The following is a 13,688-nucleotide window of genomic DNA, read 5'->3' as shown; positions in this document are numbered from 1 at the left end:
TCGATGGTCATCCGCCGCGGCATACCGCGCGCCTCGATCGGACCCCTGGCCCTCACGATCGGGAATTTCGATGGGGTCCACCTGGGCCACCAGGCCATGCTCTCGCGCCTGGTGGCGGCGGCGCGCGCCCTGGGAATGCCCGCCTGCGTGATGACCTTCGAGCCCCATCCGCGGGAGTTCTTCGCTCCCGACCAGGCGCCCGCCCGGCTCACCAGCCTGCGGGAGAAGCTGGAGCTGCTGGGCCGCACCGGCATCGACCGGGTGCAGATCGTGCGCTTCGACTACCGTTTCGCCCAGGTGAGCGCGGAGCTTTTCGTCACCCAGGTGCTGCACCAGGCGCTGGGGGCCCGCTGGGTACTGGTGGGAGACGACTTCCGTTTCGGCGCCCGGCGGGCGGGCGACTTCGCCATGCTGGTTCGCCTGGGCCGGGAGTTGGGCTTCCGGGTGGAAGCCATGTCCACGGTGAGCGTGGGGGGCTTACGGGTTTCCAGCACCGCGGTGCGCGAGGCGCTGGCCCTCGGGGATCTGGACACGGCGCGCCGGCTCCTCGGCCGGCCCTACAGCATCAGCGGCCGGGTGGTGGACGGCCAAAAACTGGGCAAGAAGCTCGGCTTTCCCACCGCCAACGTGCTCATGAAGCACAATCGCCCGCCCCTCATGGGCATCTTCGCGGTAGAAGTAGAAGGCATCGAGGCGCGGCCGATGCGGGGGGTGGCGAGCCTGGGAATGCGACCCACCCTCCATGACCAGGGGCGCCCCACCCTGGAAGTGCACCTGCTCGATTTCGACCGCCTGATCTACGGCAGGCACCTGCGGGTCAACTTTCTCGCCAAGCTGCGGGACGAGGAAAAGTATCCGGACCTGGAGAGTCTCGCTCGCCAGATCGCCCGCGACGTGGAGCAGGCCCGCCAGCTTTTTGCCGCTATGGACCAGACCCAGCCCGCGGTGCGCTAACCGCCCGACGGCCGCCCGTTCAATGAAAAGACACCCTCGCCCATGACCGACTACAAAAAGACGCTGAACCTTCCCGAGACTCCCTTCCCCATGCGCGGCGAGCTGGCCCGGCGCGAGCCCGCGATGCTCAAACGCTGGCAGGAAAAGCGCCTCTACCAGCGCCTCCGGGAAGCCGCCCGCGGCCGGCCGAAGTTCATCCTCCACGACGGCCCGCCCTACGCCAACGGGGACATCCATATCGGCCACGCGGTCAACAAGATCCTCAAGGACATCATCATCAAGAGCAAGGCGCTGGCGGGATTCGACGCCCCTTACGTGCCGGGATGGGACTGCCACGGGCTGCCCATCGAGCATCAGGTGGAAAAGCAGCACGGGAAGCATCTGCCGCCCGCCCGGTTCCGGGAGCTGTGCAGGCAATACGCCGCCGCCCAGGTCAAGCGCCAGAAGGCGGACTTCATCCGCCTGGGGATCCTGGGGGACTGGGATCATCCCTACCTCACCATGGACTACAAGACGGAGGCCGACATCATCCGCGCTTTCGGCCAGATCCACCGCAATGGCTACCTCCAGCGGGGGGAGCGGCCGGTCAACTGGTGTCTGGAATGCGGATCCGCCCTGGCGGAGGCGGAGGTGGAGTACGAGGACCGCACGTCTCCCGCCATCGACGTGGCCTTCCCGGTGGCGGACCTCGGGACCCTCGCCCGGGCGCTGGGCTTGCCCTCCTTGAGCGAGCCCGCCTACGCCGTGATCTGGACCACCACGCCCTGGACCTTGCCGGCGAACCAGGCCGTCGCCGTGCACCCGGAATTCACTTACGCGCTGATCCAAACCCCCGGGGGACTGCTGATTCTGGCCCAGGACCTGGCGGAAGCGTGCATTAAGCGCTACGGATACGAATCGGTGGAAGTCTTCGCCCGCTTCAAGGGCGCACGCCTCGAGGGCATCCCCCTCAGGCACCCGTTCTATGATCGGCGGGTGCCCCTCATCTGCGCGGAGCATGTCACCCTGGAGGCGGGCACGGGCCTGGTGCACACGGCCCCCGCCCACGGCCTGGAGGACTTCGTCATCGGCAGCCGCTACGGCTTGCCGGTGGACAACCCCGTGGGCGACGACGGCCGCTTTTCCCCCGCCATGCCCCTGGTGGGGGGGCTCTCGGTATGGGACGCCAACCCGGTGATCATCGAAGTGCTAGAGAAAAACGGGGCACTGCTGCACCGGGAAACCGTCCGGCACAGCTATCCCCACTGCTGGCGCCACAAGACCCCCATTATCTTCCGCGCCACCACCCAGTGGTTCATCATGATGGACACCGACACCCACCGCGGGCCGGACGGGGCGCCGCGGGAGCATCGGAGGCTGCGGGAGGTGGCCCTGGAGGCCGTGGCGGCGACCCGCTTTTTCCCGAGCTGGGGCCGGGCGCGGCTGGAGGCCATGATCCAGAACCGCCCGGACTGGTGCGTCTCCAGGCAGCGCAATTGGGGCGTGCCGATCCCTTTCTTCGTGGACCGGGAATCCGGCGAGCTGCACCCGCGCACCCTCGAGCTGCTGGAGGAGGTCGCCCGGCGGGTGGAGGCGCGCGGCATCGAAGCCTGGTTTTCCCTGGATGCGACGGAGCTGCTGGGACCGGAGGCGGATCGCTATCAGAAGCTCACCGACATCCTGGACGTGTGGTTCGATTCCGGCGTGACCCACGACACGGTGTTGAAGCGGCATCCCGAACTCGCCCATCCGGCTGACCTCTACTTGGAGGGCTCCGACCAGCACCGGGGCTGGTTCCAGTCGTCCCTGCTTACCGGCGCGGCCATCGACGGCCGCGCCCCTTACCGGGCGCTCCTCACCCACGGCTTCGTGGTGGACGGGGAAGGCCACAAGATGAGCAAGTCGCGGGGCAACGTGATCGCCCCGCAAGAGGTGGCGGGAACCCTGGGCGCCGACATCCTGCGGCTGTGGGTGGCAGCCACCGATTACTCCGGCGAGCTTTCCATCTCCGACGAGATCCTGAAGCGGGTGGTGGAGATGTACCGACGCATCCGCAACACCCTGCGCTTCCTGCTGGCCAACGTGTCCGACTTCGATTCCCGCCGCCATAGCCTGCCCGTGGAGGAATGGCTGGAGATCGACCGCTACGCCCTGGCGCTGCTCGCCGCCCTTCAGCGCTCAGTGATAGACGACTACGAGCGCTACGAATTCCACTTGATCGTGCAGAAGCTCCATCACTTTTGCTCCGAGGAGCTGGGAGCCTTCTATCTCGATATCCTCAAGGACCGGCTTTACACGACGGGGCGCGACAGCAGGCCGCGCCGCGCGGCGCAGACCGTCCTGCACCACATGGCCCACAGTCTGCTGCGGCTATTCGCGCCCATCCTGTCGTTCACCGCCGAGGAGGCTTGGGAGGTCCTCACCGGCGCGCCCGAGGACAGCGTGTTCCTGCACCAATGGCACCAGCTTCCTGAGATCCCGGATCCGGAGCGGCTCATGGCTCGCTGGGCCAGGATCCGGGAGGTGCGCTCGGCCGTGCAAAAGCACCTGGAGAACCTGCGGGTCGAGGACAGGATCGGCTCCTCCCTGCAGGCCAGCGTGGAGATCCGCGCCCGGGGCGAGACGTACGACGTCCTCGCCTCCCTGGGAGACGACCTGCGGCTCGTGCTCCTCACCTCCCACGCGGTCGCGGTCCGGGTCGACCGGGCCGAGGACGAAGGCGTTTCGGCGGTGCCGATCCCCCATCCCAAGTGCGAGCGTTGCTGGCATTATCGCGCCGACGTGGGCTGCCACCCCGACCACCCCACCCTTTGCGGGCGCTGTATCGCGAACCTTTTCGGCGCCGGCGAGCCCCGGGTTTATGCGTGAGCGACAAATCTACCGGCAAGGGGGCGGCCGGTCCTACCGCACGGCGGCGCTGCTGGTGGCGGGGATCGTCCTGGTCGTGGACTTCCTGACCAAGCGCTGGATCGAGGCGAGCTTCGCCCCTGGCGCCGTGGTCCCGGTGACCCCCTTCTTCAACCTGGTACTGACCTTCAACCGGGGCGCCGCCTTCAGCCTATTCGCCGACGCGTCCGGCTGGCAGCGGGAATTTTTCATCGGCATCGCCGTGGCCGCGTCGGCCTCGATCCTTTACCTGCTCCGTCGCCACCGGGGAGAGTTTCTCTTCTGCCTGGCCCTGGGACTGATCTTGGGCGGGGCGCTGGGAAACCTGTGGGACCGGATCACCCTGGGTCACGTGGTGGATTTCCTCGACTTCCACCTGGCCGGCTACCACTGGCCCGCCTTCAACGTGGCGGATGCGGCGATCACATGCGGGGCGATGACGCTGCTGTGGGACGCCTTCCGCGGAAGCCGGAGGCGCCGGTGAGCATGTCCGGCCGGCGGGTGGCCTGCAGCGGCGACCGGGTAAGCCTGCACTATCGGCTCGCGGCCGCCGACGGGACCGAGATCTCGACCACTTTCGGGGAGACCCCCGTCCTCCTCACCTTGGGCACGGGCGAGCTTCACTCGAGCCTGGAGCGGATCGTGCTCGGCCTCGCCCCGGGCGAGCGGCGGACGGTCTTTCTCGCGGCGGCGGAAGCCTTCGGCTTGAGCCGGCCCGAGCTGGAGCAGACCCTTCCCCGGGAAGTCTTTCCCGCCGAGGTGGCGCCGGAGCCGGGCCGGCTCCTGGAGTTCACCCTCCCGAGCGGGGATACCTTGTCCGGCGTCGTGTGTCGGGTGGAAAAAGACACGGTCACCGTGGATTTCAACCACCCTTTGAGCGACTGCGACGTGATTTTCGAGGTGGAGCTGGTGGAAATCCTGGAATAGCCGCGCCGCGACCGGGGTATCCTCCGGCGCCGGCATAGGCTAGCATCGACTTTTGCAACCTTTCGGATCACTTTTATGGACGTTCTTCTCGCCAATCCCCGCGGTTTCTGCGCCGGCGTCGACCGGGCGATCGAAATCGTCGAGCGGGCGCTCGCTCTCTATGGCGCGCCGGTTTACGTGCGCCACGAAGTGGTCCACAACCGCTACGTGGTGGACGACCTGCGTCGCAAGGGGGCGATCTTCGTGGAAACCCTGGAAGAAGTGCCTCCGGGCAGCGTGGTCATCTTCAGCGCCCATGGCGTGTCCCAGGCGGTGCGTCGTGAAGCGCAGGCCCGGGATCTGCGAGTGCTGGACGCCACCTGCCCGCTGGTGACCAAGGTCCACGTGGAAGTGGCCCGCATGCGGGCCCAGGGGCGGGAAATCGTCATGATCGGCCACCGCGGCCATCCCGAGGTCGAGGGCACCATGGGGCAGTGCGAAGGCGGCATCTATCTGGTCGAATCCGTCGAGAACGTGGAGCGGCTTCGAGTGGCGGACGAAAACAACCTGGCCTTCGTCACCCAGACCACTCTCTCGGTGGACGACACCCTGAAGATCGTGGCGGCGCTGAAAAAGCGCTTCCCACGCATCGTGGGCCCCCGCAAAGACGACATCTGCTACGCCACCCAGAACCGCCAGGACGCGGTGAAGCTCCTGGCCAGCCAGTGCCCGGTGATCATCGTGGTGGGCTCGCCCAACAGCTCCAACTCCAACCGCCTGCGGGAGGTGGCGCAAAGCGCCGGCGCCCGGGCCCACCTGGTGGACTCCGCCCAGGAAATCCAACCGGCCTGGGTGCAGGGGCAACCCCGGATCGGCGTCACCGCCGGGGCATCGGCGCCGGAGCTGCTGGTGCGCCAGGTGGTCGCCCGCCTGCGAGAATTGGGGGCGGACCAGGTGATCGAGCTGGAAGGCATCGAGGAAGCGGTCACGTTCCCCCTGCCCCGATCGTTGTTGTCCGCCAGCGCGGAAGGATAGCTCGACGGCGGTCGGGCACCCAGGCATGGTGCTTGAGCGAAGCCTGCCTGCGCCGCACGGGTCGCGGAAGGCGGGCGAAACGCGCCGAACGACGTCAGCGAACGGTGCGCCGAAGCGCACCGTGCTACCAAAAAACTACTTGATCAACTCCCGCCAGGAGATCTTGCGGCCGCCCCCGCCGCCGCCCCCCGTGTGCACGCCCAGCGTTTCCTTGTTCCCGGCGGCGCCGGTGGTGATGACCTTGAGCTGGCCGCTGGGAAGCCGCACGATCACCATGCCCACGGCCAGGGTGTTGCCCGGCAGCTTGGTCGCCACAATGTGGGACGGGGCCGTCGCCACGTAGCCGCCCGTGGCATAGTTAAACTGGTAGATCCAGCTTTCCCCTCCCACCGTGCAGGGCGTCGCGCTGGGAATGTTACTCGCCACCACCAGGGTTCCCAGCACGAGTTGGGGATCCAGGTTGACCCGCTCGCCCGGGGACAAATTGGCGGGATTCAGATCCACGTACCAGCCGGTACCCGAAGTCCAATCCACCGGATTGTTGCTGATGGTGCGGGTCGTCGGGTCCAATTGGGTGATGGCTTGCTGGACGGCGCCGCTCGCGCGGAAGTTCCCATGGGCGACATTGCTGTCCTTGATGGCGTAGATCGACTGCTGGTACGCGTAGGGCAGCCCCAGCGTGGCGGGATCCACTAAGTCGTTCACGCCCAGATAGCGTCCCGTGCCGACGTAAACCACTCGATGGCCGAGCACCAGTCCGAGCTCGGGGGAGACCGTTACCGACTGGGGCTTGCCACTTCCGTCCTTGAGCTCGGCGATCTTGAGCACCCCGGGCGGGTCAGTCTGCAAGTCGAAGCGCCACACATTACCCAGCAGGTCGCCGCCATAGACCCACTTGGCCGTGTTGTTCAGGTTGAAGTCGTCGGCGTAGGCGCTGATCTTGGCTAGGCCGCTGGGAGTCGCCGTATCCCCCACCCCCGTGTCCACCTTGCGCAGCACCGCCCCGGTCCCGGCGTCGAGGATGAAGAGGTACCCGCGCCCCGTGCCGGGGCTCACGTTGTTGTAGCCCGAGGTCACCAGCACGACCCACTTGCCGTCCGTCGGCCGCTGGGTGATCACCGGGTTGCCATAGCTGTAGCCCATGTCCGGATCGGACACGGCACACAGGGTGCTGTCATGGCAAATTTCCCACAGGGCCTTGGGATTGGCGGGATCGGTGATGTCCAAGGCGTAGTATCCCCGTCCGCCGGCGTTCAGCCCGCCTACCAGGATGGTCCTCCAGGCGCCCCCGATCACCACGTCCATGACCTGGGGCGAGCCGTCGACGAAGAAGCTGTGGGTGGCGGCGTAATTGGCCTCCGCCAGCTTGTAAAGGTTCGGCAGCAGCATGCGGGGCACGTAAGCCCAGCGCTCTTCCCCCGTATCGGCGTTGAAGGCGTGCAGCATGCCGTCGTTGGCAGCCACGTAGAGCATCGCCTGGCGGGCGCCGTTCGCCACTTTGAACGCCGCATAGTCGGGGGTGGCGGGACTGGTAAAGCCGAACCGAGGGGCCTTCACGTATACCGGTTTCGCGCTCACCGGATCGCCCAGCGTGAGCTCTCGATCCCGGTAGAGGGTTCCCTCATGCTGGGTCTGGCCCCGCAGATAATTGACCAGATTCTGCCCCTTGTTGGCCTCCGACTTCTGGGCATCGGTCAGCGAGGAACACTGGGAGAAGGTGCCGCACACCTTGTTGTCGAAGTACCCCTGCTCTCCCGAGGTCAGGCCAGCCCATGAAAACGCCTTTAGTTTGGTCGCCGCTCCGGAATCGAAGGTATAGATCGTGCGCGCGTCTGAAGTTGAAGATACTTTGCTGTTGAGGGGTGAGGGACCGCCCGTGGTGGACCATTCCAACGTGCTCACCACATTTCCGGTCGCCGGGTCGATCCGCTGGGCGACGATTTCTCCGTCCCACTTCACCGTCCGGAAGGTGGAGCTGTAGATGAAGTTGTCAGTCTCGGTCACGTTGGGGCTGCTGGTGGCCGCCGCCGCGGCCGCCCCGGTGCGGGCACTCAAGGCGGAAAGCGATCCGGCGATGCCCGAGCTCAAGGAGTTGGGATCCGTAGCGCTGAAATAAATGCCGCGACCGTTGACGGCGGCGTGCCACAAATCGTCCAATGCGCTGGGCGAATCGGCTGCGGGTACCGGCCAGTTGCAAACTGCGCCAGAGCTGCCCCAAGAGCAACCCTTGGTGGCGGTCTTGATCTTGTAAAAATCTCCACTGGTGGCCGTTTCGTAGTCGGATCGGTAGTCCATCAGTCCGGAGAGCCCCAGTCCCAGGGTAAACGTGACCATGTGCTGATGGGCCGCCGAGTCCCTTGAAGTCGTGGGCACGTTGTCTTCCAGGGAGGGGCGCAAATCCGTCTTGTAGTAATACATAGCCACATCGGCCAGCGTGTTGCTGGCTCCGGAAAGGCCTCCATCGTAGGCGCCGTCCGAGCGCTTGGAATAGCCGCTGTCCACATTGTCCTGGTTGCCGATCGAAGTTCCATCGATCTTCTGGCCTGCGTTGCTGTTCCAGTAACCGTCGGTGGTCAGCAACGTGAAATTTTGCTGGCAGGAAAACTGCACCGGATCGTCCGGCATGCCGTTATTGATCCCCGTTGTCACACCAGCGTAGTGCCTCCCCACCCGGGAGAGCGCCTCGCGCAGAGGCGTACCCCCTCCAGGACTGATTGCGTAGAACTTGGAATACCAACTTCCCTTATGGGTGGCGTCGAACTTATCGAGCTTCAAGTATTGACTGCTGCTCACCGGGCTGCCCGGGTTGATCGTAATGAAGCCTACCCGATAAGCATCCCCGATGGTGTTGAAAGCGCGACCCGCCGCGGTTTTCATCATGAGCATGCGGGTGCGGTAATAAGACCACCAATTGGCGAAGTTCCTGGCTTCCTCCTCGTAGGTGCAATTGGGCGGGGTGGCGCAATCCGTACGGTTGGCGCGCACGTCGGGTGCGCCAGACCAGAGCGTCTCTCCGCCATAGTTGGTCTTGGCTGGAACAATGTCGGTTCGCGTGAATTTTCCGTAACGGACGTAACGATGGGTGCTGCTGTCGTATTTGGCTTGGCACTTTGGCTTCCCCCCCGAGGTTCCGCTTACCACACCACCGTCACTTGCAATGCTGGCGGATTGACAATAGCGAACATATGCGGGCACCGGATAGGTAGCTGTCGGTCCGCTCGACCCCACGCAGTCCACAAGCGTACTGTCGGCGCACCATTCCCGAGGTTTGATGGTGAAATAGTGGGGGTTGCTGTTTCGGGTACGAGGAAACTTGTAATTGCTGCTTGTGGAACTAACGGCTCCGTCTGGCAAACCGTTGGCCGCTGAATTGGAGTCGTAGAGGAACGGGGAAAGAACTTCTATCCCATGCCTTTTACATTTATCCGGATAGTTGGCATCATTGTTGGCGTTATCCGAGCTTCCTTTGCAATAGACCGTTTCGGGAAAGCTTTTAGTCAAGTCCGTAGTGGATCCGGTTGGAAAGCGATAAGGGTCGTCTCTCGCCGCCGTTATGCTTTGGTCTCCGTAGCTAGTGCCGTCGGCTTTCAATCCCGGCTTGTAAGTGATTTGGGGGTTGTAGAACTGGGTATTAAATTGGGCCGAGTAATAGGGCGGGTCTCCCGGCTTGATCGCGTCAGTCTTCGAAGAACATGAACTATTGAGACAGCGCTCTTTACCGGTTCCGGTATTACCGCCAGGCAAAGTGCCATAGGGGTGAGGGCCACCCGGCCTGTAGTACACGTTGTCTGGAGTAAAGTCAAAGTCCATGCTCCCCGAGTTGTCCAGCACGAACATGAGGTTCGGCAGGACCGCCGTCGTGGACGAGTTGATGAGCGGCGCGTTGGCGAGATCGGTGATCTCCGCCTTGGCCAGAGTGGAAACCGCCATCAGCGCCGTCCCGATGGCGGCGGCTTTCATTCCGGATGGCCTGGTCATGGTCGCCCCTTTCATGGGATATGGCTCGTCAGACTTCAAACCTGAAGCAGCACGACCGCTTGAACGATGCTCACCGTGTTGCGCGGCCCTACCACCCGCGCGGTGATCCGGTAATAGAGCTGGGGATTTCCTTCGAACACCGTGGCCCCCACCGCCATGCTGCCGCCGCTCGACCCCGCGCCGGAAGGAAAGCTGATCGCGCATTGCTGATCGGTTCCGTTGTACGGCTTGTCCGGATCCTTGCACATGCGGTGGATCACGTAGCTCACCGTGTAGCCAGAGCCGTCATCCGGCAAGGTCACCGCGCTGGACCACTTGCTCGGGTCGGTCCACTTCTCCTCAGCCGGGCGCGAAGAGTAATAGCCCTTGGTGAGGTCGGTGTTTTGCAGTGTGGTCCCGGCGCTGTTGGCCACCAGCCAGTCGTAAGCAGCCTGGATGCCCCGGTCCGCCGCGTGGATCGTGGTCTGCTTGAAGGCGAGGTTGCCGGAAATCACGTTCCCCGTGTCCACCGAGCGCACCATGGCGATACCGGCCAGCGTCATCGCCACCAGGACGATCAACACGATGAACAGCACGACTCCTCGCTGGTGCGAGGGACTCCCGCCAGCGCTTGATGCGCTCTTCCCAAACCCGAATAACCGCGTTCTGCCATGATCCATGGTCACGCCGGCTTCCATATCTGGTTGCGCAGAGGCACCGTGGTCTCGAATACTTTGTACCGGTAGCACTGCCAGTTGGGATCCGCGGAAAGATCGATGCTCCCGCCCGCCCACGTGGGCGCCGCAGTGGTGGTCCGGCACACTCCGTCAGGATCGGGGCGCTCGGGAAGGGCGCTGCGCGCCACCACGGCCAGGCGAATCGCGATCACCCGCGCCCAGGCCGTCGGGTCCCCGGCTGGCGGCGAAGCCGCCTCCCAATGATCCACAATGCCATCCCCTGCCACGGTTCCGCCGAAACCGTCGTCTTTTCCGTACTCGGCCTGTAATTGCACGATGCCGTCCACGATCGCATTGGCGGAAGCGGAGATCAGCAGCTCCTGCACTTGCAGCTTGCCGCTGGCGATGGAGTAAATGTTGGTAACCGGAGCCCCGCCCAGGTTGTAGAGCTTCCCATTGGTGGTATAAGCGACCCCGAGCCCGCCTGCCTTGTTGTATTTGGCGGGCACGTTCTGCCCTTCCGCGTTGGTGTAATTGCCGGAGTTGTGGATCACGTTGTCCGACTGCCCGGGAGTACCCGGCACGCCGGTGACCTGGGCCAGGGTGCAATCCTTTCCCGCCTCGGCGGCCACGATCAGGTCCCCCTCGATGAAACCGTAACGGTTATCCACCTTGAAAGTCGCCGAGGGGGAAGGCATGTTCTGGGTGAGCTTCGCGGGCTCCGGCCTCAGGTCAGAACTGCTGTACATGATGGCGATCGTGTCGGGAGCGCCCGCGGCCCCGTCGGTGATTTCCACGGGAACCATGCGGAAATCGAACTCTCGCGCAGGGGGGCCTTCGTGGTAGGCGAGAATCTTGCAGCTCAGGAGATCGCCGTCGTTGATGCCGTAGCCCGCCATGCGCGCATCCCGCTCTATGGTGAACAGGGCGAGGGCCCCGTTGGTCTGGGCGTCTCCGCCACTGGTGGTGGTGCGCTTGTAGCCCTCGGAGACGGCGAACACCTGGAACACTACGACGACGCCGATCAGGGCGATCACCACGGCCACCATGATCTCCACCAGGCTGAAGCCGGCACTCGGACGGTCGATAGGCTGGATTCGTCTCACGCTCATCTCTCGCCTCACGGACCGCTGATGTAGGCAGTGGCGACGTGGTTGTGAACCACGCTCGTCCTGGGCACTTGCCACCTCAAGGTCACGGTGACGGCGCTTCCGTTCACCGCGATGGAAGGCTGGTTCGCCGCGTCGGTGACGCCCGGCAATCCCTTCTCCGCGCTGCCCTGAATGTCCGCCACCCACGCCTGGGTCTTGGCGTTGCCGCTCGACGTCGTGCACGGATCGCAGGCGTAGGTCGCCAAGTTCGTCAGGTCGACCCACATCTCGCCGATGATGCGGTTGGCGTGGTAGGCCGCGTCGGCGCGGTATTTGGCCTCCGACACGGTGCTGATGGAGGCCGCCTGCAGCCCCACCAGGGCCAGGATGCCCATGGAGAAAATGAGGATGGCGATCAGCGCCTCCAGCAGGAAGGCGCCCGACTGCCGGTGGAGGGTGACACGCTCTGGCGTCGTCCAGGTCATGGTCAGCATGCCCTCGGATCCGGGGCGGAGAGCTGGGGATCGCACATGCGGATGTCCCCCACTCCAACCCGGACCTGCAGCTTGCGGGTCTCGGCGTCCGCAAGGGTGAGGGAGCTCACTTCCACCTGGGAAATGGAGGGACTCCCGTCCAGGTTGGTCACCACCCGGCCCAGCCCGTTGAAGGTGACGGTGGTCGCCCCCGCCGGGGTCACCGTAAACTTGGCGTTCTGGCCATCCTCGCCGTCGGTCCTCGATTGGATCGCCTCGCCGGTGTTCGCCACGCTCACCGTCCAGCCGGTGCCGCCGGAAAGAACGATCTGGACGTTGTCGTTACGCCGTACCGCCTCCCCCCGGGCGAGCTGCAGCCCGTTCAGGATCGCCTCGGCCGCCGTGCGTACCTGGGTGTTCTGGATCCAGGCGCGATAAGACTCGACGCCAATGAACAACAGCAGGGCCAGAAGGGCGATGCCGATCATGAGCTCGATGAGCGTTACGCCGGACTGCCTCAGCACGACCCGTCCTTCCTGCGCACCCAGCAGGTGGCGGCTGCGCCGCTCCAGCCGGCCGGCACCGCGGTAGTGACCTTGTTGTTCGCCTGGTCGATGGTGAACGTGAAGCCGGCAAGATCGCCCGTGCCCGTCGCGGTTGCGGTAAATGTCTGCGCGGGCGCAGTTCCGGGAGCGCATGTGTACGTGAAGTACTTGGCGTTCCCGGCGGCGGGTCCTGCCGCTCCGCAGCCGCCCGATCCGTTGTCGTAACGCCGGTTGTCCTGGTAGAACTGCTCCATCCGGACCCGCCAATCGCTCAGGTTGGTGAACGCTTCCGTGAGCTTTCCCCGCAGGACGTAGTCCCGGTACGCCGGCAGCGCGATCGTGGCCAGGATACCGAGGACCACGACGACGATCATCACCTCCACCAGAGTGAACCCTTTGGCCCGTTGCATGGCTCTATGCCTTTCTGATTGCGCGGCCCAACTATAGGGGCAGCCGTTTTGGGGGGTCAAAAGAAGTCCGACGTTCGGTCGGTTTGCCGGCACGAGCGGCGCAAAGTTAACAATTGTTAGGCGCCAGGACGAACGGGCTTTATGGACATGGCCGTCGAAAATAGGGATAATGTAATGCTATGAATGAGTTGCATTTGTCCAGGACGGCCATTCCGGATCTGCTGCGCCGGCATGGCATTACACCCACGCACCAGCGGATCGAGATCGCCTACGCCCTCTTCTCGCGCCAGCAGCATCTTTCCGCGGATCAGGTCCTGGCGATGGTGAACGCGCATCAGCCGGAAACTTCGAAAGCCACGGTCTACAACACGCTCAAGCTCTTCGTCCGCAAAGGGCTGATCAGGGAAGTCATCGCCGATCCGAACAGGGTGTTTTACGATCCCAATACTTCCGAGCATCACCATCTGTACGACGTGGTCAATGGCACGTTGACCGACATCGACGCAAGCACGGTGCGGATCGAGGGGCTGCCGAAGCTCCCGGAAGACGTGGTGACGGAAGGGATCGACGTGATCGTCCGGGTTCGCCCCCGCACCGCCTCCTGATCCCCCGGTACGCCGGGGGCGGCGCGTTGCGCGCGGATGGGCACGGTGCTTATAATTTCGCCCGGTCGCTGATGTAGCTCAGTTGGTAGAGCAGCCGATTCGTAATCGGCAGGTCGCGTGTTCGAGTCACGCCATCAGCACCACGAACGCAAAAGCCCGCCCTGTAATCC

At 64.5% G+C, this 13,688-nt stretch carries 12 protein-coding genes and 1 tRNA gene; 7 read left to right on the top strand and 6 right to left on the bottom strand.

Translation table 11 applies throughout. The annotated features are described in order from the left end of the window. Nucleotides 1–3 precede the first annotated feature (3 nt). From ACUVYZ_RS00590 to ispH, 5 genes are all read left to right on the top strand, one after another. Nucleotides 4–954: a bifunctional riboflavin kinase/FAD synthetase gene (locus ACUVYZ_RS00590; RefSeq protein WP_439932513.1), complete on the top strand. Its 951-nt coding sequence runs from the start codon at nt 4–6 to the stop codon at nt 952–954. A 42-nt stretch (nt 955–996) separates the two neighbouring features. Beyond that, nucleotides 997–3,801, top strand: a complete 2,805-nt coding sequence (gene ileS / locus ACUVYZ_RS00585) for an isoleucine--tRNA ligase (protein WP_439932512.1) — start codon at nt 997–999, stop codon at nt 3,799–3,801. Then, entirely contained in the window at nt 3,794–4,303 is a 510-nt protein-coding gene (gene lspA, locus ACUVYZ_RS00580) for a signal peptidase II (protein ID WP_439932511.1), read from the top strand. Before ileS ends, lspA begins: the two co-directional genes overlap by 8 nt. A 2-nt stretch (nt 4,304–4,305) precedes the next feature. Further along, on the top strand, nt 4,306–4,746 hold the full coding sequence (locus ACUVYZ_RS00575; protein WP_439932777.1) for an FKBP-type peptidyl-prolyl cis-trans isomerase: 441 nt from the start codon (nt 4,306–4,308) through the stop codon (nt 4,744–4,746). Nucleotides 4,747–4,821: 75 nt separating this feature from the next. Continuing rightward, nucleotides 4,822–5,760: a 4-hydroxy-3-methylbut-2-enyl diphosphate reductase gene (gene ispH, locus ACUVYZ_RS00570; protein ID WP_439932510.1), complete on the top strand. Its 939-nt coding sequence runs from the start codon at nt 4,822–4,824 to the stop codon at nt 5,758–5,760. Nucleotides 5,761–5,895: 135 nt separating this feature from the next. On the opposite strand, the gene ACUVYZ_RS00565 is transcribed toward ispH, so the two are convergent. The 6 genes from ACUVYZ_RS00565 to ACUVYZ_RS00540 form a co-directional block, all read right to left on the bottom strand. Beyond that, nucleotides 5,896–8,745: a pilus assembly protein gene (locus ACUVYZ_RS00565; RefSeq protein ID WP_439932509.1), complete on the bottom strand. Its 2,850-nt coding sequence runs from the start codon at nt 8,743–8,745 to the stop codon at nt 5,896–5,898. A gap of 1,028 nt (nt 8,746–9,773) precedes the next feature. Then, the gene (locus ACUVYZ_RS00560; protein ID WP_439932508.1) at nt 9,774–10,313 is read right to left on the bottom strand and encodes a pilus assembly PilX family protein; all 540 of its coding nucleotides are present in this window, start codon (nt 10,311–10,313) and stop codon (nt 9,774–9,776) included. Between the two features lie 86 nt (nt 10,314–10,399). Beyond that, nucleotides 10,400–11,506, bottom strand: coding sequence for a PilW family protein (locus ACUVYZ_RS00555; RefSeq protein ID WP_439932507.1), 1,107 nt, complete (start codon nt 11,504–11,506; stop codon nt 10,400–10,402). Between the two features lie 8 nt (nt 11,507–11,514). Further along, nucleotides 11,515–11,979 (bottom strand): type IV pilus modification PilV family protein, encoded by a 465-nt coding sequence (locus ACUVYZ_RS00550; protein ID WP_439932506.1) that lies wholly within the window; start codon nt 11,977–11,979, stop codon nt 11,515–11,517. Then, nucleotides 11,973–12,482 (bottom strand): GspH/FimT family pseudopilin, encoded by a 510-nt coding sequence (locus tag ACUVYZ_RS00545; RefSeq protein ID WP_439932505.1) that lies wholly within the window; start codon nt 12,480–12,482, stop codon nt 11,973–11,975. The genes ACUVYZ_RS00550 and ACUVYZ_RS00545 overlap by 7 nt, the downstream gene beginning before the upstream one ends. Next, nucleotides 12,476–12,913 (bottom strand): type IV pilin protein, encoded by a 438-nt coding sequence (locus ACUVYZ_RS00540; RefSeq protein WP_439932504.1) that lies wholly within the window; start codon nt 12,911–12,913, stop codon nt 12,476–12,478. The genes ACUVYZ_RS00545 and ACUVYZ_RS00540 overlap by 7 nt, the downstream gene beginning before the upstream one ends. A gap of 179 nt (nt 12,914–13,092) precedes the next feature. On the opposite strand from ACUVYZ_RS00540, the gene ACUVYZ_RS00535 reads away from it, so the two are divergent. Both ACUVYZ_RS00535 and ACUVYZ_RS00530 read left to right on the top strand, forming a co-directional pair. After that, nucleotides 13,093–13,518 carry a Fur family transcriptional regulator gene (locus ACUVYZ_RS00535; protein ID WP_439932503.1) on the top strand — a complete coding sequence of 142 codons (426 nt, stop codon included), beginning with the start codon at nt 13,093–13,095 and terminating at the stop codon, nt 13,516–13,518. A gap of 67 nt (nt 13,519–13,585) precedes the next feature. Next, a tRNA-Thr gene (locus ACUVYZ_RS00530) sits at nt 13,586–13,661 on the top strand. Nucleotides 13,662–13,688 lie beyond the last annotated feature (27 nt).

The organism is Pelomicrobium sp. P1 (genome assembly GCF_052805615.1).
This window is presented reverse-complemented; position numbering and strand designations above follow the sequence as displayed.